Here is a 21,630-nt window from a genome sequence, read left to right on the forward strand (position 1 = left end):
AGCAGTCGTGAGAGTCCATGAACTGCGCAGCAGCCGAACGATTGCGCACCTAGAATCGGCGCCATGTCGTGCGCCGAGCGGAACTCCCAGCGCGCCCGGCACCGCGCATGACCGCAGCGGCAACGGACGCCCCGGCGGTCGACGCCACCGCCACTCACGGCCTGTTCGGCCGCGGCCTGCTCTACGTCCTCGCCTGGTCCGGTCAGCTGCTCATCTCCACGCTGGTCTCCCCGTTCCTCACCCACCTGCTGCCCCGCTCGGACTTCGGTGTCCTGTCGGCGGCCATCGCGCTCTACCAGCTGGTCGCGGTCCTGGCCACGTTCGGGCTCGACCAGGCGCTGGAGATGCAGCGGGTCGAGGACGGCGCGGACGACCGGCGCGGACGCGGGCTGCTCGCCACCGGCATCGTGTTCGCCTTCGTCGTCATCACGGCCTTCCTCGTCCTCTCGCCGTTGTGGGGCCCGGCGCTGGGCTTCACCGGCAGCCAGCACATGGTGTACGTCGCTCTCGCCTGGACTGCACCGGGAGCCGCGGTGCAGATGGTGCTGGCGATCCTGCAGGCCGAAGACCGTCTGGCCCGGTTCATGACGGTGAGCGTCGTGTCCACGGTGAGCGGGCAGTTCATCGGTCTGGGACTGGTGCTCGGCGTCCACCGGTCGGCGCAGATGTACGGCCTCGGCATCGTCACCGCGCAGTGGGCGGCCCTGGTCCTGGGCGTGATCTGGACCCGGCCGCGGTGGCGGGGGATCGCCGACCTGGCGACCACGCGAGTCGCGCTCCGGCTCGGCATACCCCTGGTCTTTGCCGGCCTCTCGGACTTCATCCTCACCGCCGGCGACCGGTTCATCATCCAGCGCGCGCTGGGTCCGGGAGAGGTGGCCCGCTACCAGGTGGCGTTCGTGATCGGCAACGCGGTCACGCTGATCCTGCTCTTCACCAACCGTGCCTGGCTGCCGCGATTCAAGAGCATCCTCGACGTCGAGGAACGCTGGCGGGTGATCGGTGCCTCGCGGGACGGTCTCTACTGGCTGCTCGGGTGGGCTCTGCTTGCCGTCACCGTCGCCGCCCCACCGCTCCTGCGGGTCTTCGTCACGCCCAGCTACCACCCGGCTCCGTTGGCGCGGATCGTGTTCCTGGTGGGCCTGTCCTCCCTCCCCGTGGCGGCGGGTGCGGCGTCCTCGCGGATGCTGATCACGGTGCGCAGATCGGCACCGATCGCCTGGAGCGCCGGGATCGCCGTGGTGGCCAAGCTGGTGGTGACCTTCGCGCTGTTGTCCTCCCTCCATCTGGAGGCGGCCGCGATCGGTACGCTGGCCGGGCTGAGCGCGCAGACGCTGTGGCTGCGCCGTTCGGTCGTGGCGCTGCACGGCCGCTCGCCGTCGAGCAGGACCAGCCTGGGCTTCCTTGTCGCGATGATGCTGCTGTCCGGCGGTTCGACCTACCTCCCGCAGAGCACCTGGTGGAATATCGCGCGGCTCGTCTTCGGGCTGTTGTGCGTCGTGCCCCTGTTGATGTCGCTGCGCACGCTGCAGGGCAGATCGTCCGACCCCGACCACACCGCCGTTCCTGCCATTCCGGGGGGCGGCTCCGACACGCGGAGGACCCGCGGAGGGACATTGATGGCACGGCTCCAGGTCAGGAGGCCCTGGTCGGCCCCGCGCGGCAGCGGCGCGGGCGGGCGACCGGTCGCGGGAAACGCCACCGGGCCCGACGCCCCGCCACGCGAGCAGGGGCAGCCGACCCGCACGCCAGGGACCTCGCTGCGGGCCCGGTGGGCTCGCTGGACACCATGGACCCCGCCGGCGTCCTCCTCGGGCGGCGGGCTGTCGGTCACCTCGTACGTCGACATCGCGATCGTCACGCTCGGCGCCGTCGCGGTGGTGCTGGCTGCACGCGTGCTGGGGGTGCACGACCTGGGGAGCGGCGGCACCTGGCTGCTGCTGCAGCTGGTGCCCGGTCTCGCGATCTGCATCTGGGTCGAGGGCCTGCGCCCCTCGTCGCTGGTGCTCTTCAGCTGGGTCGGGTCGGCCACGGTCGTCACCGGTGTCGGGATGGGCATGGCGCTGTCCGCGCAATGGCACCCAGGCGGTGCGTACGCCGTGGTCGGCGGCGCCAGCGTGATCTCGCTGGCTGCGTTCGTCGTGCGACACCGCGACGTCGACTGGCTGCTCTGGTCGATGCGGCCGCTGACCTCCCGCGACGCGCTGTGGACCGGATGGCCCGCGGTCGTGGGGGTGCTGATCAGCCTGCTGAGCGCGCAGCCGCACCACTCCGGGCCGGTACGCGGAGGCCTGACGGCCCTGGTGCTGCCCACCTGGTTCCTCGGCCTGGCGCTGATCGTTACGGCGTTCGTGGCTGCCGTCGTGCGCAGGGTGCGGCCCTGGGTGTCGGTGATCTCGGCGGCCGTGGTCGTGATCGCCAGCCAGGCGTTGGTCTACGCGCTGCCGGCACTCCCGACCGCCGCCCGGCACGTCGGGGTGATCCGCTACGTCCTCACCTACCACCAGGTGCGTCCGAGCACCGACATCTATCAGGCGTGGTCGGGTCTGTTCACCGGACAGGCATGGCTCATCTCCGCCAGCGGCATCCACGACCCGTTCACGGTCGCGACGTGGTGGCCGGTGTTCGCGATGGGGATGGAGGCGCTCGCCGTACGGGTCCTCGCCGGCCGGATCCTCTCGCCGCGGCGCGCGTGGATCGCCGGTGGGATCTTCGCGCTCGGCAACACCCTCAACACGGTCTACTTCGCGCCGCAGGTCCTCGCGTTCGCGCCCGGGCTGAGCATCGTGGCGCTGCTGCTCGCTCCGCCCGAGGGTGAGTCCCAGCGCCGGGCCCGGCTGCGGGTGCTCGCAGCGGTGCCGGTGGCGTGCGCCATCGTCGTCCAGCATCAGATCACCCCCTTCATCGTGACTGCCGCGCTCGGCGTGCTGGTGGTCACCCGGGCGATCAAGCCGTGGTGGTCGCCGCTGATAGTCCTGGTGCCGGCGCTCGCCTGGACCGTGGCCAACCTCGGCATCCTGCGGGCGTACGTCGAACCGGGCGAGGTGGGCAACGTCATCGCGAACATCGCACCGCCGACCCACCCGCCGTCAGCAGTCGGCGAGCCGCTCGTCACGCAGGCGACGTTCCTCCTCCCGGCGTTCGCGCTCTTCGTGATCGGTTTCGTCGCCCTGCTCATGTTCGTACGCACTCGCGACCGGGTCGCATGGACGCTGGCGATCGCCGCCGCCAGCCCGGTGACCCTCTCGCTGGGGACGAACTACGGCGGTGAGGGGATCTTCCGGATCACCTTGTTCGCGCTGCCCTGGCTCGCGATCCTCGCCCTGCGGAAGGTGCCCGGGCGACACCTGGGCGTGGGCCGGTGGCTCGCCCGGGCGCGGCTGGGCACCCCGGTGGTCGCACTGGCGGCTACGGGGATGCTGGCCATCGCCGTCGTGGGTCAGACGGGGATGGACTGGGCGCGGGTGATCAGCCCGGGGGCCGTGCGCGCCGACTACATCTTCGAGACGCAGGCTTCCGCAGGGTCGCTGGTGCTCGACCTGGGGACGCAGAACGCCTCGCCGGCACTGCAGGCCGCCCGCTATCAGGACGTGATCTACACCAGCCGCGATCTGGAGGCGAAGCCCGGAACCACCGGGTACCCCACCACCGCGGGCGCGAAGTACGACCCCGTCACCGATCTGCGTCAGGTCACCGCCGAGTTCGCGAAGCAGCCGGCCACCGCTCACTATCTCTTCGTCTCCGACCAGATCGGGGCGTACGACGAGCGCTACGGCAACCAGTCGTACGCGGACTTCGTCCGGCTCCGCGCGGCGGTCCGTGCATCCACGCAGTGGAGCATCGTGGTGCGCACGCCCGACGCCGAGTTGTACCGGTTGGTCAGCGGCGGGAAGCCGCGCTGACCTGCCCGCTCAGGCGGTGCGCGGTGCGGGATCGACGGGGAGCACGGTGGTGTAGACCGCGACGCGCCGTGCCCCGGGGCTGCCGGCTCCGACCCGCCTGTACCGCTGCAGGACCTCCGCCAGCTCCTCGGCCATCGCGGAGAGCTGCTCGGTGGTGACGAGGACGTCGTGGTCGTCCAGGCCGCACGCGGTGCGCCACGGCGTCGGCCAGCCGTCCTGTTGCTCGATCCACCGATCGGTGCGCTCGGCGACGTACTGCACCAGGTCGTATTCGAGCCAGCGCGCGGCAGCGGTCTCGTCGGCGTCGGCGTCGGGTTCGGCGGACTCGCGTGCGGGCAGGGCCACCGCTTCCCACACCCGGCGCCGCCCGGTGCCCGTGCCGGTGTCCCGCACCCGTCCGGACTCCTCCAGGATCCGCAGGTGGTAGCTCGTCGCCCCGGAGTTGGTGCCGAGCGCCTCGGCGAGCTCGGTGGCCGTGCCCGGACCGTGGACGCGGAGCCGGGCGAGCAGGCGCGAGCGGAGCGGGTGGGCGAGCACGCGCAGGCTCTGCGAGCCGGTCGGCGGGGTCGACGCAGAGGATGAGGGCATGCACAATAGCTTTGCATAATTTCTCTGCATTTGACCCAAACAGGGCCCTACGTCCTCGAATCTCGTTGGTATGACAGGGCGTCAGCCTGATTTGGGCTGAACGACGGGAACTCCGTAAACTTGAGGGGTCGCGTTCACGCGCCCATCGACGTTCGGTCGTCGCCGCAGATGCGCCCTCACCGGGCGATCGGCCGGTGGCAGGTCCGACAGCCCAGCACGACAAACGATTCAGAAAGTTGACGAACGTGCGCACTTTCACGCCCAAGACGGCGCAGCTCCAGCAGGAGCGCGCCTGGCACATCATCGACGCCACGGACATCGTGCTCGGCCGCCTGGCCACGCACGCGGCGAGCCTGCTGCGCGGCAAGCACAAGACCAGCTACGCGCCGCACATGGACACCGGTGACTTCGTGATCATCATCAACGCCGACAAGGTGGCGCTGACCGGTTCGAAGATGCAGAAGAAGATCGCCTACCGCCACTCCGGTTTCCCGGGCGGCCTCAAGGCGACCTCCTACACCGACCTGATGGCCAAGGACCCGGCCAAGGCCGTCGAGAAGGCCATCCGCGGGATGGTCCCGAAGAACAGCCTCGGTCGCGCCCAGATGAGCAAGCTCAAGGTGTACGCCGGCCCCGAGCACCCGCACGGTGCCCAGCAGCCCGTCCCGTTCGAGATCACCCAGGTCGCGCAGTAACGCGCCGGCTGCCCACCACCCTTCAAGACTTCAGGAGAATCGTGGCTGACGACCAGACCACCGAGCTCGACGTCCTCGAGACCGACGAGCCAGCACTGTCCGAATACACCTCAGAGTCCGCCGGCCCTGTCGGCGACGACGCGGAGGCGCCCGTCCGTCGTTCCGCATCGGAGCCCGGCGCCGGCACCGGCCGTCGCAAGCAGGCCATCGCCCGTGTGCGCATCGTGCCCGGTAGCGGCGAGTGGAAGGTCAACGGCCGCACGCTGGCCGAGTACTTCCCGAACAAGGTCCACCAGCAGCTCGTCAACGAGCCCTTCCGGGTGCTCGAGCTCGACGGTGCGTACGACGTGCTCGTGCGCGTCTCCGGCGGTGGCCCCTCCGGCCAGGCCGGCGCCGTCCGCCTCGGCGTCGCGCGTTCGCTGAACGGCATCGACCCCGAGCTCAACCGAGCCCCGCTGAAGAAGGCCGGCTTCCTCACCCGGGACGCCCGTGTGCCCGAGCGCAAGAAGGCCGGTCTGAAGAAGGCCCGTAAGGCGCCGCAGTACAGCAAGCGCTGAGTCACCCCGCGAAGTTCTCCGCTTCGTTCCGGTACGTCGTGGGATCCCGCGGCGTACGTCGGAAGAGGTCCCCGGCGCCTGGAACACACCCCAGGCGCCGGGGCTTCTTCATGTTCGTGATGTAGGAAGGTGTGCCCATGGGACGAATGTTTGGCACCGACGGGGTGCGCGGCCTGGCCAATCGTGAGGTGACGGCGGAGCTCGCGCTCGGTCTCGCCGCCGCCGCAGCGCGCGTGCTGTCCGAGGAGGGCCAGTTCGCCGGCCACCGGCCGCACGCCGTGGTCGGGCGCGACCCGCGGGCCTCCGGCGAGTTCCTCTCCGCCGCGACCGTGGCGGGTCTGGCGTCGGCCGGTGTCGACGTGCACGACGCAGGGGTCCTTCCGACCCCCGCCATCGCCCACCTGACGGCGCACAGCGGCGCCGACCTCGGAGTGATGATCTCCGCCTCGCACAACCCGATGTCCGACAACGGCATCAAGTTCTTCTCGCGTGGGGGCCACAAGCTGCCCGACACGATCGAGGACGCGATCGAGACCCACCTGACCCAGGACTGGGACCGCCCGATCGGGGCGTCGGTCGGTCGCGTGACGGCGTACGAGGAAGGCGCGGACCGCTACGTCGCCCACCTGCTCGGAGCGCTCCCGCACCGCCTGGACGGCCTGCACATCGTCCTCGACACGGCCAACGGCGCGGCGTACGACGTCGCACCGCGCGTCTTCGAGAAGGCCGGGGCCCGCGTCACGCTCATCGGTGCCGCTCCCGACGGCGTCAACATCAACGAGGGCTGCGGCTCCACCCACCTGGAACCGTTGCGCCAGGCCGTACTGGCCGCTGGAGCCGACTTCGGGCTGGCCTTCGACGGTGACGCCGACCGCTGCCTCGCGGTCGACGGCGACGGGCACGACGTGGACGGGGACCAGATCATGGCGGTGCTCGCCATCGACCTGAAGCGTCGTGGCCGGCTGGCGCAGGACACGCTCGTAGCGACCGTCATGAGCAACCTCGGCCTGCATCACGCCATGCGTGCCGCGGGGATCACCGTGCGCCAGACCGGCGTCGGCGACCGCTACGTGCTGGAGGAGATGCGCAGGTCCGGTCTGTCCCTCGGCGGCGAGCAGTCCGGCCACGTCATCCTGCTCGAGCACGGCACGACCGGGGACGGCGTCCTCACCGGGCTGCTGCTCGCGGCATGCGTCGCCTCGCAGGGTTCGACGCTCGCGCAGCTCGCCGCCTGCGTCACGCGGCTGCCGCAGCGGCTGGTCAACGTGCCACATGTCGACAAGGACGCCGTGGACCACCACGCGACCGTGCTGTCCGCCGTCCAGGACGCCGAGGCGGCCCTGGGGGACACCGGGCGGGTACTCCTGCGCAAGTCCGGCACCGAGCCCCTCGTGCGCGTGATGGTGGAGGCGCAGACCTCCCAGCAGGCGGACGACCTGGCCGAGCAGCTCGCGGCAGTCGTCGCCACCGAGCTCGCGCTGGATTGAAAGTCCTCCTGAGGCGGTTGGCCGGGGGAATGGTTGTCACCGCAGCACGTTGACCTAGGCGACAGCTCCCCAACGAAAGGTGTTCCCATGCCCTACGAAGCACTCGACTCGGTCGTCTACACGATGGACGCAACCGCCGAGGGCGGCCGCGACGGACACGTCAAGAGCGAGGACGGCGTCATCGATGTGGTGCTCGGCAAGCCGGGGAGCAAGTCCAACCCCAAGGCCAACCCCGAGACCCTCTTTGCCGCCGGGTACGCCTCGTGCTTCTCCGGGGCATTGAACGCCGTGGCCTCCCGGGCCGGGCACGACACCAGCGAGTCGACCGTGACCGCCTCGGTGAGCCTGGGCAAGACCGGCGAGGGATTCGGCCTCGCCGTGAAGCTGGTCGCGCACATCCCCGGCGTCGACGAGGCGACCGCGCAGCAGCTGGTCGAGCAGGCTCACCAGTTCTGCCCGTACTCCAAGGCGACCCGCGGCAACATCGACGTCACGGTGTCCGTCGCCTGATCGTCCCCGCAGCGCGTGATGCGCCCCGTGCCGCTTGTGCGGCACGGGGCGCAGTCGTGTGAGTGGCCGTTCTTCAGGCCAGGTAGCTCTCGACCGCCTGGGTCAGCTCACGCCGTGCGATGCGATCGGAGTACCGACTGTCCTGCATGGTCTGGGCCGAGATGACGAAGCCGTGGCAGATGAGGAGCACGGTGCGCGCCAGCACCTCGGGCCGGCCGCTGCGCACGCCGCCACTCCTCTGGCCTTCGCGGATCCGGTCGACCAGTGCCGCCAGCATGATGTCCTGCGCGCGGCCGCGCCGGTCGAGCAGGTAGGGCAGTAGGAGTTCCGGATCGACGTCGATGATCTTCTGGAAGAGCGGGTCCTTGCGGATCTCGGTCACGGCGGACGACACCCGGGCGGCGATCGAGGCGGCGTCCACCTCGTCGTCGGCCGACCTGCCGCGTACGGAGCTTCCGGCCCCGGCGAACTCACGCGTCATCAGGTCCGCGGTGAGCGCGGTCATGTCCGGCCAGCGCCGGTAGAACGTCATGCGGGAGACGCCGGCACGGCGAGCCACATCCGTGACCGTCGTACGACGCCACCCGACGGCCAGGACACAGTCCCGGGCGGCGTCGAGCAGGCTCTCTTCATCGGTGGCCGAGCTACGAGTAGACGTCATATGTCACATCGTAAACAGCCGGCGGTCCCGGCGTATGCCGGGCGGCCGGATCAGGCCCGGTCGTAGGCGACGACCCAGTCGATCTGCACGTGAGCCGATCCGGCGGGTCGCAGCGGCGCGCCCCTGTTGTCGTTGCTGGGGCAGGACTGGGTGATCCACCGCATCGGGGTCGACGGGACCCTGGTCGCGCGGGAAAGGACCAGGTGGTTGTTGAGGTAGCACTTCAACGAGTTCGGGAGCCACTCGATGGTGTACGTGTGCCAGTTGGTCCACAGGCCGTTGAGGCCCGGGATCGGCACCGTCCCCTCGTGGCCGGACTGGGCGCCGCGCGGGTGGAAGAACCCGGCGACGTTGCCGCGTGCGCCCGACGGCACGGCGCGCACGTCTCCCTCGGGCCAGTCGATCTCGCCGGCTATCGGCCACTGACTGTCCACGTCGGGCCACAGGAGCGACACGCACGCCCAGTTCGTCCCAGTGGCGTTGTAGGAGCGCATCCGGTAGGACCACCGGCCGTAGAGGTGGGCGTTCGTGGTGCTGCCGGCGCGGAAGGGGAAGACGGCCGCACTGACGTTGCGGTTGGTCGCGGTGTCATGGTGCAGGTACATGTCCAGCAGCGAACCCGACGTCGAGAGCGTCTTGCTCACGTCGTAGTAGCCGTACGTGTTCACCGGTCCGTTGCCGTAGACGCCGAGTCGTCTCCCGTAGGCGCGGTATGCCGCGCACGTGGTGGCGAGCTCGCCGTACGTGGTCGGAGAGGCGACGAAACCGCCCCTCGGGACGGCCGTGGTGAAGTCTTCGCGGATCACCTGCTTCCAGCCGGGCAGATCGCCTACCGGCAGCGCGGCTCCGGACGCGCTGGTGGCTCCGGCTGCACCGGAGACGGCTGCGCCGAGTGCCAGGCCGGCGGACCCGCCGAGCAGTGCGCGTCGATTGATCGGGTGCGTCCTCATGGTGTCCTGCCTCTGCTCGCGTCCTCCCTGACCGCTCGGGCGGGTCGACCGGAGGCATGGGAGGTGGCCTCGTGCACGAGGCTAATTTCGGGGTCGGGCGGCCGGGCCTCGGAGAAGTCGCTGGATTCGGTCAAGGTTCGATGTGCCGCGCGTAAAGCGGGCGGGGGCGTCGGTCGGCTCAGGGCGGGTCGTATCCGACGACTCGGTCGATCTGCAGATGCGCAGGCCCCGCCGGTGCCGCGGTGTGGTTCCCCGTCTGCACCGGCCACCGCGTCGGCGAGGGGGAGATGTGCGGACATGCGAGCCTCGCAGTCGACCTATCGTCGATAGTCCAAAATGGATCTGCCTGCCTCAGTGTGTTCGATCCATGCGCGATACGGAAGACGCTGGGGTGGCCGGGTGAGACGTCGACCGGCTCACGCAGGGTCGTAGGCGACCACCCAGTCCAGCTGGACGTGCGCGGACAGATTGCGCGGAAGGGTGCGCCGCGCGGGATCGGGAGAGCATTGGATGTCCCATTTCAGGGAGCCGGACGGCACGTGGGTCTTGGTCGAGAAGGCCGTGATGCCGTCCACCAGGTAGGAGAGGGAACCCTTGCGCCAGTCGAGGGTGAAGGTGTGCCAGTCGCGCAACCGCAGCCCCAGGCCCGAGATCTGCTCTGCCATGTTGGTGCGGTAACCCGCCGGGTGGTGGTTCCCGCCCACGGCCCCGCTGACGTCGCACTCCGGCCAGTCCATCTCACCGGATCTGGGCCAGTCCTGCTTGCGTTCCGGGAAGAGCAGGCTGACGCAGATGATGCCGGTCCCGGTGGCGTCGAGGGAGCGCAGCCGGTAGGACCACCGGCCGTAGGTGTGCGCGTTGGAGGGTTGGCCTGCCCGAAACGGGTAGATCGCCGCGCTGAGCAGCTTCCCCGTCACGGGGTCGGTGCGGGTGTGGATGTCCAGGATGGAGTCGGTGACCGAGACGGTGCGCGCGACCCGGTAGAGGCCGCCGTTGTCCGTGGGGCCGTCCTGGTATCCGCTGAGCCGCGAGCCGTACGCCGCGTGCGCGGCACAGCTGTCGGTGAGCAGCCCGTCGTCCCCCACGACGAAGCCGCCGACGCCGACGTCGGTGGTGAAGTCCTCGGCGATGACCTGTTTCCACCCGGCCAGGTCGCCCTGCGGCATCGGTTCGCCGGAACCCCTGGGGGTCTGCACCGGCTGCGGCGTCACCCGCGTGGAGGTGCTCGAGGGCGGAGTCGCACTCGTTCCTGCACCCGTGCTGGTGCTCGTCTTCCGCTCGAGCGCCTCACACCCCACCAGCACGCCCAACGCGGCCGCGCCGAGGCCCCCGCCCACGGCGGCTCGGCGTGATATCCGGCCGCCTGAGGTCGCAGGAGAAGGTGCCATCGGGGTCCTCCGAGGATGACGTGACACAGCAACGGTAGGTGGCGACCCGCGCAGAATGCCTCGTTACGCAGAAATGTGAGGCGCCGTTCCGGTGATCTCAGCCGGGCGCGACCTGCTCCAGCACGGTGAGTTCGTCGCCGACCCGGACGGTGCCCTCGGTGTCCGGGATGAGGTTGGCGGCGAACCAGGTCGCGCCCTCCCACCTGCGGTGCCGGGCCAGCGTCCGGATCGGCTCCTTCCCCTTGCGCAGATCCTCGTCGATGGTCGTCATCACACAGCGCGCGGACGGCAGCGGCACCCGGAAGTCGACCTCGCCGATCCGTATGCGAGACCACTGGTCCTCGGCGAACGGCGCTGGTGCACCACTGATCTCGATGTTGGCGCGGAAGCGCGCCGCGGTGATGACGGTCGGTGCCTCCGCGCGTTCGACAGCCGTTTCGCGGACCCAGGTGTCCAGTTGCGCCACCGACGCGTCCGTGACCAGGTTGAGCGGGAATCCGTCGGCGAACGCCGTGTGATCACCGTCGCGGCTGTAGTCGGGGTCGAGCGCGCGCCGGGTCGGATCGTCGCACCACACGAGGTGCAGGTCGTCGTGGTCGACGGCCTGCTGCAACCATTCGTCGGCCTCCTCGCCGACCGGACGGGCCTGCATCGGCGGCTCCGAGAACATCCGGACCGTGACGAGGTCGGTCCGCGGATGCTGCACGTCCAGGTTCGGCATCCCCGGCGCGCCGAGACGCAGATCGACGTCGACGCCGGTCGCCCGGTTGTCGGCCGTCACCGAGAACAGGCGGGGGAGCTCGCGGGCCGAGACGAGCTTGCCGTCACCGTCCACCACCATCCACTCGCGGTCGCCGCGCACGCCGGCGCGACTGACGTACGCCGCCTGCACCGACCGGATCGCCGTCGACTTCACCGGATGGACCCGCAGCCCGCTGACCTGCATGAGCGCAGTGCCTCAGGCGCCCTTGGCGACGGTCCCCGGAAGGATCCCGGCGTCCAGGACGGCCTTGACGAACGGACGGCCGGCGGCGATCAGCTCCGTGGCATCGATAACCCCGTCGAAGATGCCGGCGGCGGCGTCGTCGGTCGCGACCTCCAACGCGTCGTACAGCACGACACCGGCCGGGCTGATGGTGCCCTGGTCGTCCAGCAGGCCCCGCTGCTGCAGTGCCTGCGTCGCCGCGCCCCACTCCTCGTCGGACCAGGCGCGCGACGCCCGCGCGAAGTCCGCGCCGAGCGCTCGTCGGCGCAGGGTCGGGTCGGGGTGCGGCGCCTCGTGGAAGACGAGCGCCTGGGCGCCGCTGAGTCCGGCCTGTACGAGGGCAGCCAGGTGCCCGTCGCCGCGGTACTCCCGCAGTGCGGCGAACGCGTGCCAGAGCCGCAGGTGCGGCGCGTCAGCTGCGTCCGGTGTCTCGGTGGACGCCCACGCGGCGGCCAGCGGCCGGCCGGCGTACGACAGACCCTGGGCAATCTGTGCGAATCGGGTTGCGACCCGGGCGAGTTCGGGGTCCTGCGTCAGGGGGCCGAGCGCGGTGCGCAGCGTGACCTCGACCGCCTCGAGGTGCATCGCGTAGGTGCGGTCCAGCCCGTACGCGACCGCCTCGTCCCACGCGGGCCCGACAGCGGTCGGGTTGAAGTTGTAGAACGTGGCGGCCACGACCGCGCCCGGGCAGTCGCCCAGCGGCGCGCCGCGACCCGCGAGATAGCGGGCCATCCTCGACAGACCGCTGCTCTTCTGCTGCTCGCGGATCACCGGGTTGAAGTACGCCACCACGTGCAGCGGCTCCAGGGTCTCGTACGCCGTCCGGGCGAGGCGGCGCGCCGCCTCGTCGTACCGCTGCGGGATGGGCTGCGCCTCAGGCACGGGTGCTCCGATCGGTGGGGTGATGGTGCGGGTCAGACGTGCTGGTGCAGCAGGCCGGTGTCGACGTCGTAGACGAAACCACCCACCTGCACCCGGTCGGGAATCAACGGGTGGCTGTGCACGCGAGCGACGTCCTCGGCGAGTGCCTCCACCTGGTTGTCAACGACGTGGAATCGCTGCCACGTGACATCGACACCCGCGGATGCGCCCACGCGAGAACGTAATTCGCGCTCGGTCGCCGTTGCCACAGCACACCGGGTGTGCGGCACGACGAGGACGCGTTCGACGTTCAGCAGGTGCACCCCCAGCACCAGGGCCTCCAGGGCTGCGTCGGTGACGCGGCCGCCGGGGTTGCGGAAGATCTTGGCGTCACCCGGCATCAGGCCCACCATCCGCAGCGGGTCGATGCGCGAGTCCATGCACGTGACGATCGCGACGCCCGCGGCCGCCACTCCGTCGAAACCGCCGAGCGCGAACGAGTCCGCGAACTTCTGGTTGGCCTGCAGCAGGTCCTCGAATCCGTTCACAGTCCTGACCTCTTTCCGATGGTGAACGCGGTGGGTTTGGCGGTGGCGGCGAAGAAGTCCTCACCCTTGTCGTCGACCACGACGAACGCCGGGAAGTCGCGCACCTCGATCTTCCAGATGGCCTCCATGCCCAGCTCCGGATACTCCAGCACCTCCACCGAGGTGATGCAGTCCTGCGCGAGACGGGCCGCGGGACCGCCGATCGAGCCCAGGTAGAAGCCGCCGTGCGTGCGGCACGCGTCGGTCACCTGCTTGCTGCGATTGCCCTTGGCGAGCATCACCATCGAGCCGCCCGCCGCCTGGAACTGCTCGACGTAGGAGTCCATCCGACCCGCCGTGGTCGGTCCGAACGAACCGGACGCGTAGCCCTCCGGGGTCTTGGCCGGGCCGGCGTAGTAGACCGCGTTCTGCTTCAGGTAGTCCGGCATCTCCTCACCGGCATCCAGGCGCTCCTTGATCTTGGCGTGCGCGATGTCGCGCGCCACGACCAGCGGCCCGGTCAGCGAAAGTCGAGTCTTGACAGGGTGTTTGGTCAACTCGGCGAGGATCTCGTCCATCGGGCGGTTCAGGTCGATCTCGACGACGTCCGCTTCGTCGCCGTCCCCGTCCAGCTGTTCCTGCGTGACCTCCGGCAGGAAGCGCGCCGGGTCGGTCTCCAACTGCTCGATGAAGACGCCCTCGGCCGTGATCTTGCCCAGGCACTGGCGGTCGGCGGAGCAGCTGACCGCGATCGCGACGGGCAGCGACGCGCCGTGCCGCGGCAGACGCACCACCCGCACGTCGTGGCAGAAGTACTTGCCGCCGAACTGGGCGCCGATCCCGAACTGCCGGGTCAGTTCGAGCACCCGCTCCTCCAGCTCGACGTCGCGGAACCCGTGCCCGACCGGCGACCCCTTCGTCGGCAGCCCGTCCAGATACTTGGCGCTGGCGTACTTCGCGGTCTTCAAGGCGAATTCAGCGCTGGTGCCGCCGATCACGATCGCCAGGTGGTACGGCGGGCAGGCGGAGGTGCCGAGCCCCCGCAGCTTCTCGTCTAGGAACGCCAGCATCGCGTCGGGGTTGAGGATCGCCTTGGTCTCCTGGAAGAGGAAGGACTTGTTGGCCGAGCCACCGCCCTTGGCCATGAAGAGGAACTTGTACGCCGTCTCGTGGCCGGCCGCGCTGTCGGCGTACAGCTCGATCTGCGCGGGCAGGTTGGAGCCTGTGTTGGTCTCCTCCCAGGTGGTGAGCGGCGCCATCTGGGAGTAGCGCAGGTTGAGCCGGGTGTAGGCGTCGTGGACACCGTGGGCCAGCGCGGCCTCGTCGGGCGCCCCGCCGTCGACCAGCACGTGGGAACCCTTCTTGCCCATCACGATCGCGGTGCCGGTGTCCTGGCACATCGGCAGCACGCCGGCGGCAGCGATGCCGGCGTTCTTCAGCAGGTCCAGCGCCACGAACTTGTCGTTGTTGCTCGCGTCCGGGTCGTCGACGATGCGACGCAGCTGCGCGAGATGGGCCGGGCGCAGATAGTGCGCGATGTCGTGCATCGCGGTGTCGGCGAGCAGTCGCAGCGCCGCCGGGTCGATCTCCAAGAAGGTGCGCCCGCCGGGTCCCTCCACGGTCCGGACGCCGTCGGTGGTGAGCCGGCGGTAGGTCGTGGTGTCCGCCCCGATGGGCAGCAGGTCCTCGTAGTCGAAGCGAGGTGCAGAAGACATGAAGAGGGTCGTTCCTTCGCGGGGATGGGTGGCGGTTCGCTGGCCGCCAGGGTATGCCGTGCTCCCGCCGGGCCCGCCGGGCGACCCTCGGACCGATTACCACGACGATCTGAGCCCATACCGACGGGTAGATACCGATTCGGACACATTCGCACAAGTCTGTTCGATCGCCTTGCCGTCGAAGGTCCCCATGGCCAGAGTGGTGTGCGTCACACTGAGGTCGTACACGACACGCACGACCGTCGAGGCAGGAGCCCCACCGAATGAAGAACCCAACGCCACGACGTCGTGGCTTAGCCCTGGCAGCGGCGGGTGTGATGCTCGCCAGCGGCGGGCTCGCGGCCTGCGGTAGCAGCGGCAGCAGCAGCGGCAAGCAGACCCTCACCTGGTACATCAACCCGGACGTCGGCAACACCGATGCGAGCAAGGGCGGTCAGGCGTCGCTCGCGCTGGCCTGTTCGAAGGCCTCGGGCGGGAAGTACGACATCAAGGTGCAGCTGCTGCCCAACTCCGCCGACGACCAGCGCACCCAACTGCTGCGACGGCTGATCTCGGGCGACAGCTCCATGGACCTGATGAGTATGGACCCTGCCTACGTCACCCAGTTCGCCTCGGCGAAGCTGCTCGCGCCCGTGCCGGCCGACATGGTCTCCAACTTCGAGGACGACCGGGTGCCGTCGGCGATCAAGGGCGCAACCTTCGGCGGCAAGCTCATCGCAGCACCGTTCTGGGCCAACACCCAGCTGCTCTGGTACCGCAAGTCGGTCGCCCAGGCCGCAGGCCTCGACATGAGCAAGCCCGTCACCTGGGCGCAGATCATCGCGGCCGCGAAGAAGGAGAAGAAGGAGATCGGGGTCCAGGCCAAGCTCTACGAGGGCTACTCGGTGTGGATCAACGCCCTGGTCGCCGGTGGCGGCGGCTCGATCGTGAAGAACCCGAGCGCGACGGCCGACGACACCAAGCTCGGTCTCAATACCCCGGCCGGTGAGGACGCGGCGACGATCATCTCCGAGATCGCCAAGTCCGGTCTCGGTGGCCCCGCCATGGGGTCCTCGGACGAGACGGCGGCGCTGAACCTCTTCCAGAGCGGTGCCGCGGCGTTCCTGGTCAACTGGCCCTACACCTACGCCGCGCTCACCGGCAACAAGAGCGACATCGCGGCGACCCTCTACCCGCGCACGGTCGACGGGAAGGTGGCCGCGCCGCCGTTCGGCGGCATCGACCTGGCGGTCGGCAAGACCAGCAAGCACGCCGATCTGGCCTACGACGCCGCGGCGTGCATCACCGACGAGACCAACCAGGCGTCGTACATGGCCAAGGCCGGCAACCCGGCCAGCCGCAAGGCGGCGTTCTCCGATGCCGCAGTGAAGAAGGCGTTCCCCAACGGCATCGCCGCGACGATCCTGGAGTCGCTGGGAACGGCGACGCCTCGACCGTTGTCGCCCTACTGGGCTGACATCTCCACCGGACTGCAGCAGCAGTTCAGCCCGCCCTCCTCGGTGAACAGCAACACACCGAAGAAGGCGCAGACCTTCATTTCCAACGTCCTGAAGGGGAAGGCATTGTTGTGAGTACCGTCGCGGACACCACGACCGGCGAGCGTTCGACCGCTCGCCGCTCCGAGAAGAAAGCCGGCCTCTCGGACCGGACCAGGGGCGAACGCCGCCTCGGCTGGAAGCTCGCCGGCCCGGCATTCGTCGTGATGCTGCTGGTGACGTTCTACCCGATCGTCTACGCGCTCTACCTGTCGCTGTTCAACTACCGGCTGACCGACCCGGCCGCCCGTAGGTTCGTCTGGTTCCAGAACTACATCACCTCGCTCAGCGACCCGTTGTTCTGGAAGGCCACCGGCATCACCGCCCTGATCACCATCGTCACGCTCGTCGTGGAGCTGGTCTTCGGAATGGCGATCGCGATGGTCATGAACAAGATCGTGCTGCCCCGCAGGACGTTGCGCACCGTGGTCCTGATCCCCTACTCGATCATCACCGTCGTCTCCGCGTTCTCATGGCTGTACGCGTTCAGGTTCGACACCGGCTTCGTCAACCACTGGCTGCACTTCATCTCCTTCGGCGCCTTCGACCCGTCCTACAACTGGTTCGGCGGCACGTGGTCCTCGCTGACGATCGTCTGCCTGTCGGAGATCTGGAAGACCACGCCGTTCATGTCGCTGCTGCTGCTGGCGGGTCTGGCACAGGTCGACCAGTCGATGGAGGAGGCGGCCGAAGTGGACGGCGCCTCGTGGTGGCAACGCCAGATCAAGGTGGTCTTCCCGAGCATGAAGGGCGCCATCATGGTCGCCGTCGTCTTCCGCGCGCTCGACGCGTTCCGGATCTACGACAACCCCTTCGTGATGACCGGCGGTGCCAACAACACCAACTCGCTGTCGATGCTGGTCGGTCAGACCACCGTGAGTCAGACGGAGATCGGCATGGGATCGGCGCTCGCGGTGCTGCTGTTCGTGTTCGTGCTCATCATCGCCGCCGGGCTCGTGCGGCTGTTCAAGGTCGACCTGACAGGGGGCAACAAGTAATGGACACCAGAATGAGCGGCAGGACCAAGTGGGGTCTCGCCGGAGTCTCCGTGCCGATCATGCTGTGGACGCTCATCCCGATCGTCTGGATCGTCGCGACCTCGCTGAAGAGCACGGCGGCACTGGCCGACCAGCAGCAGAACGTCTTCGGCAACTTCTGGCCCAAGAGCATCTCCTGGGACAACTACAGCCTCATCTTCACCGGGGGCGCGAAGGACCTGTTCGTGCCGGCGTTGTGGCACTCCGTCGTCGTGTGCGTGGTCGCCACGTTCATCAGCGTCATCCTGGCCACGTTCTGCGCGTACGCGATCGCCCGGCTGGACTTCCCCGGCAAGAAGGCGATTCTCGTGGTTTCTCTGACCGTGTCGTTCTTCCCGGTCATCGCGATGGTCACGCCGCTGTTCAACCTGTGGCGCATCCTGCACCTGTTCGACACTCTGCCCGGCCTGATCATCCCCTACATCACGCTGACGCTGCCGTTGTCGATCTGGATCCTGTCGGCCTTCTTCCAGCAGATCCCGTGGGAGATGGAGCAGGCCGCGCAGGTCGACGGCGCCAGCAGTTGGCAGGCGTTCGTCAAGGTCGTCGCCCCGCTGGCCGCGCCGGGAGTCTTCACCACGGCCATCATCGCCTTCTTCACGGCCTGGAACGACTTCGTCTTCTCCAGCAACCTGACCGCCGCCCGCGCACAGACCGTCCCGGCCGCACTGAACTCCTTCACCGGAGCCAGCCAGTTCACGCAGCCGACCGGTGCCATCTGTGCGGCAGCGGTCATCGTCACCATTCCCGTCGTCATCCTGGTGCTGCTCTTCCAGCGCCGGATCGTCGCCGGACTCACCTCCGGCGCCGTCAAGGGCTGACCGGCCTACCCGCCGCATCGCACGAAGGAGCTAGCCAGTGTCAAGCATCGAATTGAAGAACCTCGTCAAGAAGTACGGCGACGGGTTCCCCGCCGTCAACGACATCTCGCTCGACATCGCCGACGGCGAATTCATGATCCTCGTCGGACCGTCCGGCTGCGGGAAGTCCACGCTGTTGCGGATGGTCGTCGGGCTGGAGGACATCACCTCCGGCGAACTGGACATCAACGGCAAGCGGGTCAACGACCTGGCGCCGCGGGACCGCAACCTGGCCATGGTGTTCCAGAACTACGCGCTCTACCCGCACCTGACCGTCTTCGAGAACATCGCGTTCCCGCTGCGCCTCGCCAAGGGCAAGCACAGTGACAACGAGATCAAGCAGAAGGTCAACGACGCGGCCGACATGCTGGAGTTGCGCGAGCACCTCGAGCGCAAGCCGGCGAACCTGTCCGGTGGTCAGCGCCAGCGCGTCGCGATGGGCCGCGCGATCGTCCGGGAGGCCGACGCGTTCCTCTTCGACGAGCCGCTGTCCAACCTGGACGCCAAGCTGCGCGGCCAGATGCGCACCGAGATCGCGCGCATGCAGCGCCGTCTCGGCGTGACCACGCTCTACGTCACCCACGATCAGACCGAGGCCATGACCCTGGGCGACCGGGTCGCCGTGCTGAAGAAGGGCGTCCTGCAGCAGTGCGCGTCGCCGCGGGAGCTCTACGAACAGCCGGTCAACCTGTTCGTGGCCGGCTTCATCGGCTCGCCGCCGATGAACTTCCTGCCCGCCCGGGTCGAGGGCAACACCCTCAAGATGCCCATCGCCGACGTCGAGCTGTCCGGTGAGCTGGCGGAGAAGGTCAAGGGTAAGAGCGCGGTCATCGTGGGTCTGCGGCCCGAGCACATCAAGGACGCCTCGCTCGGCGACAACATCTCCCACGGTGTGCCGTTCAAGGCCGTGGTCGACGTGACGGAGTGGCTGGGTAACGAGCAGTACGCCTACATCCCGTTCGACTCCGACCCGTCCCTGCAGGGCACCTTGGAGGAGTTGGACCGCGACCTGGACGGTGAGGGGATGCGCACCCAGATGGTCGTCAACCTCGACTCGCGCTCACGGGTGCGGGAGGGACAGGAAGCCGATCTGGTCTTCGACCCGTCGTTCATGCACGTCTTCGACCCGGAGTCCGGCGACTGCCTGACCCGCGACGACGACCGCGCCGCCGAGATCGCCCGGGACAACGAGGAGCAGCGCAAGGCCGCCCTCGAGCGGGCACGCACCCGTGAGTCGAACGCGGCTGCGCAGAGTGCGGAGCCGCGGCAGGCCTCCTGATCGATCGGCAGGACAGTAGTACCGCAGGGCCGGGTCCCATCCATGGGTCCGGCCCTGCGGGTACGGCGGGGAGGCCGGATGCGCGTGGTCGAGTACCTGCTGATATGCATCGTGCCCGCCGCGGTGATCAGCCTGGCGTTCAAGGTCCCGTGGTTGCTTCGTCGGCTGCGCCGGGGAGCACAGGCATTGCACACCACCCACCGGCCGATCGAGCGGCTTGCCGACGATCTGCACCGGCTGGGTTCGGAGCTGCAACTGGTGCGGGCAGGCGGGGGGCCGGCCCGCAAACGCCGCCTGACGGCGATCGAGCTGGCCTACGAGGATGTCCTGCTGGAGTGCTGCGCCGCGCTCGAACTGCCGCATCCCGCACGTCCGCCCCTGACGCGCGAGGAGCGGCTGCACGTCGAGGCCGCGCTGTTGAAGGCGGGCCTGCGGTGGTGAGGGGGCGCACCGCGTTTCGTAGGGTGCCCCCATGAGCGGCACTGGCAAGACAATCCTGATCACCGGCGGAACCCGAGGGATCGGTCGGGCCGTCGCCGAGAGCCTGTCCGCCAGTCACCACCTGCTGATCGGTGGTCGTGACGAGGCGTCGGTGAAGCAGACCTGCGGCGCCCTGCGCTCGGCCGAGCCCTTCGTGGCAGATCTTGCGAACGAGGAAGCAACCGCCGCCGCCGTGGAATCCATCGGCGAGCTCGACGCCGTCGTGCACTCGGCCGGTGTGATGGGGCACGGACCGCTGACGTCGCTGAGCCGCGCCGACTGGCGTCGCACGATGGAGCTGAACGTCGTGGCGGTGGCGGACCTCACCCGCCTGCTCCTGCCGCAGCTGCGCCGTGTCAGGGGCACCGTCGTCGTGATCAACTCCGGCTCCGGTCTCACCGCGCGCGTCGATTCCGCGCTCTACTCGGCCAGCAAGTTCGCCGTGCGCGCGTTGGCCGACTCGGTGCGCGAGCAGGAGCGCGAGCACGGGGTGCGGGTCACCACGATCTACCCCGGACGCGTCGACACCGACATGCAGCGCGAGCTGGTCGAGGGCCAGGGCGGCCAGTACGACGGCGGCCTCTACATCCGACCGTCGTCGATCGCGGCCGCCGTCCGCCTCGCCATAGAGATGCCCTCCGACGCGTCGGTCGACGACCTCTCAGTCCGTCCCGGGCCCCGGTAGACCCAGCTCGGCCCTGGTCGGCGGCTGCGACCCGGCCCGCGAGACGGTCACTGCCGACGTCGCGATCCCACGATCGACAGCGGCCATGAACGCGTCGCGACCTGCCGCGCGCAGGCGTTCCCTGGCGTCGGCGCCGCCGAGCAGCCCATCGTCCAACAGCTGCGACAGCATCCCGGACATGAACGAGTCGCCGGCACCCACGGTGTCGACCAGGTCCACCCGCCGACCCGGCACGTCGACCAGCTCACCGGTGCCGCTCAGATGCACGAGCGCGCCGTCGCCACCGCGGGTGGCGACCACCAGCGACGGACCCAACTGACCCCACAGGCGCAGCACCTCGCCGAGCTCGACTCCGTCGCCGTACAGCCACGCTATGTCCTCGTCGCTGGCCTTGACCACGTCGGACAGCCCGACGAGCTCCTCGATGCCGGAGCGGACCGACGCGGCCTCCCCGATGATCGTCGGCCGCGGGTTCGGGTCGAGGGAGACGGTGCCCTGCGCGCGATGGGCGACCACGGCGTCCCGGACGGCGCTGGCGCCCGGTTGCAGGGCGGTGGCGATGGATCCGGTGTGCAGATGCCCCCGCCCTCCCGGGAGCGGGGTTGAGGGATCCCAGGCCAGATCGAACTCGTAAGTGGCAGCGCCAGATTCGTTCAACGTCGCAAGAGCGGTCGGAGTCCGGGCCGCGCTCACGCTTCCCGGTGTGAGGTCCACGCCGTCGACGGCCAGGGCGTCGCTGATGGCCAGACCGCGCTCGTCGTCGCCGATGTACGTCGCGAGCGAGACGGGGTGGCCGAGCCTGGCCAGGCCGACCGCGGTGTTGAACGGGGAGCCGCCGACGTGTTCGCGCTCCGACCCGTCCGGGCGGCGCACGATGTCGATCAGGGCCTCACCGATGACCAACGTCGAGGCGTGCACGGCGGTTTCC

At 69.3% G+C, this 21,630-nt stretch carries 20 protein-coding genes; 11 read left to right on the plus strand and 9 right to left on the minus strand.

Annotated elements, in window-relative coordinates; translation table 11 throughout:
* Positions 1–107 precede the first annotated feature (107 nt).
* Positions 108–3,902: a lipopolysaccharide biosynthesis protein gene (locus JOB34_RS13815; RefSeq protein WP_208053223.1), complete on the plus strand. Its 3,795-nt coding sequence runs from the start codon at positions 108–110 to the stop codon at positions 3,900–3,902.
* A gap of 9 nt (positions 3,903–3,911) precedes the next feature.
* On the opposite strand, the gene JOB34_RS13820 is transcribed toward JOB34_RS13815, so the two are convergent.
* Positions 3,912–4,490 (minus strand): helix-turn-helix domain-containing protein, encoded by a 579-nt coding sequence (locus JOB34_RS13820; protein WP_208053224.1) that lies wholly within the window; start codon positions 4,488–4,490, stop codon positions 3,912–3,914.
* Between the two features lie 245 nt (positions 4,491–4,735).
* On the opposite strand from JOB34_RS13820, the gene rplM reads away from it, so the two are divergent.
* From rplM to JOB34_RS13840, 4 genes are all read left to right on the plus strand, one after another.
* Positions 4,736–5,185, plus strand: a complete 450-nt coding sequence (rplM, locus tag JOB34_RS13825; RefSeq protein ID WP_208053225.1) for a 50S ribosomal protein L13 — start codon at positions 4,736–4,738, stop codon at positions 5,183–5,185.
* Positions 5,186–5,226: 41 nt separating this feature from the next.
* Positions 5,227–5,742: a 30S ribosomal protein S9 gene (gene rpsI / locus JOB34_RS13830; RefSeq protein WP_179482509.1), complete on the plus strand. Its 516-nt coding sequence runs from the start codon at positions 5,227–5,229 to the stop codon at positions 5,740–5,742.
* A gap of 137 nt (positions 5,743–5,879) precedes the next feature.
* A complete protein-coding gene (glmM, locus tag JOB34_RS13835; protein WP_208053226.1) occupies positions 5,880–7,229 on the plus strand; it encodes a phosphoglucosamine mutase in 1,350 nt (449 codons plus the stop codon).
* Between the two features lie 87 nt (positions 7,230–7,316).
* Positions 7,317–7,739 carry an organic hydroperoxide resistance protein gene (locus JOB34_RS13840; protein ID WP_179482505.1) on the plus strand — a complete coding sequence of 141 codons (423 nt, stop codon included), beginning with the start codon at positions 7,317–7,319 and terminating at the stop codon, positions 7,737–7,739.
* Positions 7,740–7,812: 73 nt separating this feature from the next.
* On the opposite strand, the gene JOB34_RS13845 is transcribed toward JOB34_RS13840, so the two are convergent.
* From JOB34_RS13845 to JOB34_RS13875, 7 genes are all read right to left on the minus strand, one after another.
* A complete protein-coding gene (locus JOB34_RS13845; protein WP_208053227.1) occupies positions 7,813–8,400 on the minus strand; it encodes a TetR/AcrR family transcriptional regulator in 588 nt (195 codons plus the stop codon).
* A gap of 50 nt (positions 8,401–8,450) precedes the next feature.
* A complete protein-coding gene (locus JOB34_RS13850) occupies positions 8,451–9,350 on the minus strand; it encodes a glycoside hydrolase family 16 protein (RefSeq protein ID WP_208053228.1) in 900 nt (299 codons plus the stop codon).
* Between the two features lie 416 nt (positions 9,351–9,766).
* Positions 9,767–10,738, minus strand: a complete 972-nt coding sequence (locus JOB34_RS13855; protein WP_208053229.1) for a glycoside hydrolase family 16 protein — start codon at positions 10,736–10,738, stop codon at positions 9,767–9,769.
* A 97-nt stretch (positions 10,739–10,835) separates the two neighbouring features.
* Complete coding sequence (locus JOB34_RS13860) at positions 10,836–11,684, minus strand: MOSC N-terminal beta barrel domain-containing protein (protein ID WP_208053230.1); 849 nt, start codon at positions 11,682–11,684, stop codon at positions 10,836–10,838.
* A 12-nt stretch (positions 11,685–11,696) separates the two neighbouring features.
* Positions 11,697–12,605: a hypothetical protein gene (locus tag JOB34_RS13865; RefSeq protein WP_208053231.1), complete on the minus strand. Its 909-nt coding sequence runs from the start codon at positions 12,603–12,605 to the stop codon at positions 11,697–11,699.
* 32 nt (positions 12,606–12,637) lie between these two features.
* Positions 12,638–13,132, minus strand: coding sequence for a carbonic anhydrase (locus JOB34_RS13870; RefSeq protein ID WP_208053232.1), 495 nt, complete (start codon positions 13,130–13,132; stop codon positions 12,638–12,640).
* A complete protein-coding gene (locus JOB34_RS13875) occupies positions 13,129–14,826 on the minus strand; it encodes a fumarate hydratase (RefSeq protein WP_208053233.1) in 1,698 nt (565 codons plus the stop codon). Before JOB34_RS13875 ends, JOB34_RS13870 begins: the two co-directional genes overlap by 4 nt.
* 263 nt (positions 14,827–15,089) lie before the next feature.
* Between JOB34_RS13875 and JOB34_RS13880 the strand changes: the two genes are divergently transcribed.
* The 6 genes from JOB34_RS13880 (at position 15,090) to JOB34_RS13905 (ending at position 20,702) form a co-directional block, all read left to right on the plus strand.
* On the plus strand, positions 15,090–16,397 hold the full coding sequence (locus tag JOB34_RS13880; RefSeq protein WP_208053234.1) for an extracellular solute-binding protein: 1,308 nt from the start codon (positions 15,090–15,092) through the stop codon (positions 16,395–16,397).
* Entirely contained in the window at positions 16,394–17,359 is a 966-nt protein-coding gene (locus JOB34_RS13885; RefSeq protein WP_347813868.1) for a sugar ABC transporter permease, read from the plus strand. Before JOB34_RS13880 ends, JOB34_RS13885 begins: the two co-directional genes overlap by 4 nt.
* A gap of 11 nt (positions 17,360–17,370) precedes the next feature.
* On the plus strand, positions 17,371–18,219 hold the full coding sequence (locus JOB34_RS13890; RefSeq protein ID WP_208053235.1) for a carbohydrate ABC transporter permease: 849 nt from the start codon (positions 17,371–17,373) through the stop codon (positions 18,217–18,219).
* Positions 18,220–18,256: 37 nt separating this feature from the next.
* Positions 18,257–19,537 carry a sn-glycerol-3-phosphate ABC transporter ATP-binding protein UgpC gene (gene ugpC / locus JOB34_RS13895; protein WP_208053236.1) on the plus strand — a complete coding sequence of 427 codons (1,281 nt, stop codon included), beginning with the start codon at positions 18,257–18,259 and terminating at the stop codon, positions 19,535–19,537.
* Positions 19,538–19,615: 78 nt separating this feature from the next.
* Complete coding sequence (locus tag JOB34_RS13900) at positions 19,616–19,978, plus strand: hypothetical protein (protein ID WP_208053237.1); 363 nt, start codon at positions 19,616–19,618, stop codon at positions 19,976–19,978.
* A gap of 31 nt (positions 19,979–20,009) precedes the next feature.
* On the plus strand, positions 20,010–20,702 hold the full coding sequence (locus JOB34_RS13905) for an SDR family oxidoreductase (protein ID WP_208053238.1): 693 nt from the start codon (positions 20,010–20,012) through the stop codon (positions 20,700–20,702).
* Here JOB34_RS13905 and JOB34_RS13910 read toward each other — a convergent pair.
* Positions 20,679–21,620: a carbohydrate kinase gene (locus JOB34_RS13910; RefSeq protein ID WP_208053239.1), complete on the minus strand. Its 942-nt coding sequence runs from the start codon at positions 21,618–21,620 to the stop codon at positions 20,679–20,681. The two genes, JOB34_RS13905 and JOB34_RS13910, sit on opposite strands and share 24 nt — an antisense overlap.
* Positions 21,621–21,630 lie beyond the last annotated feature (10 nt).

Origin of the sequence: Allobranchiibius sp. GilTou38 (genome assembly GCF_017565325.1) — a bacterium.
GTDB lineage: Bacteria > Actinomycetota > Actinomycetes > Actinomycetales > Dermatophilaceae > Allobranchiibius > Allobranchiibius huperziae.

Excerpts from the sequence above, each read along its gene's own strand:
- JOB34_RS13850 (WP_208053228.1), bottom strand. The coding sequence starts at position 9,350 with ATGAGGACGCACCCGATCAATCGACGCGCACTGCTCGGCGGGTCCGCC.
- JOB34_RS13845 (WP_208053227.1), bottom strand. The coding sequence starts at position 8,400 with ATGACGTCTACTCGTAGCTCGGCCACCGATGAAGAGAGCCTGCTCGAC.
- JOB34_RS13890 (WP_208053235.1), top strand. The coding sequence starts at position 17,371 with ATGAGCGGCAGGACCAAGTGGGGTCTCGCCGGAGTCTCCGTGCCGATC.
- JOB34_RS13855 (WP_208053229.1), bottom strand. The coding sequence starts at position 10,738 with ATGGCACCTTCTCCTGCGACCTCAGGCGGCCGGATATCACGCCGAGCC.
- JOB34_RS13880 (WP_208053234.1), top strand. The coding sequence starts at position 15,090 with ATGAAGAACCCAACGCCACGACGTCGTGGCTTAGCCCTGGCAGCGGCG.
- JOB34_RS13875 (WP_208053233.1), bottom strand. The coding sequence starts at position 14,826 with ATGTCTTCTGCACCTCGCTTCGACTACGAGGACCTGCTGCCCATCGGG.
- JOB34_RS13860 (WP_208053230.1), bottom strand. The coding sequence starts at position 11,684 with ATGCAGGTCAGCGGGCTGCGGGTCCATCCGGTGAAGTCGACGGCGATC.
- JOB34_RS13905 (WP_208053238.1), top strand. The coding sequence starts at position 20,010 with ATGAGCGGCACTGGCAAGACAATCCTGATCACCGGCGGAACCCGAGGG.
- JOB34_RS13900 (WP_208053237.1), top strand. The coding sequence starts at position 19,616 with ATGCGCGTGGTCGAGTACCTGCTGATATGCATCGTGCCCGCCGCGGTG.
- JOB34_RS13815 (WP_208053223.1), top strand. The coding sequence starts at position 108 with ATGACCGCAGCGGCAACGGACGCCCCGGCGGTCGACGCCACCGCCACT.
- JOB34_RS13820 (WP_208053224.1), bottom strand. The coding sequence starts at position 4,490 with ATGCCCTCATCCTCTGCGTCGACCCCGCCGACCGGCTCGCAGAGCCTG.
- JOB34_RS13840 (WP_179482505.1), top strand. The coding sequence starts at position 7,317 with ATGCCCTACGAAGCACTCGACTCGGTCGTCTACACGATGGACGCAACC.
- glmM (WP_208053226.1), top strand. The coding sequence starts at position 5,880 with ATGGGACGAATGTTTGGCACCGACGGGGTGCGCGGCCTGGCCAATCGT.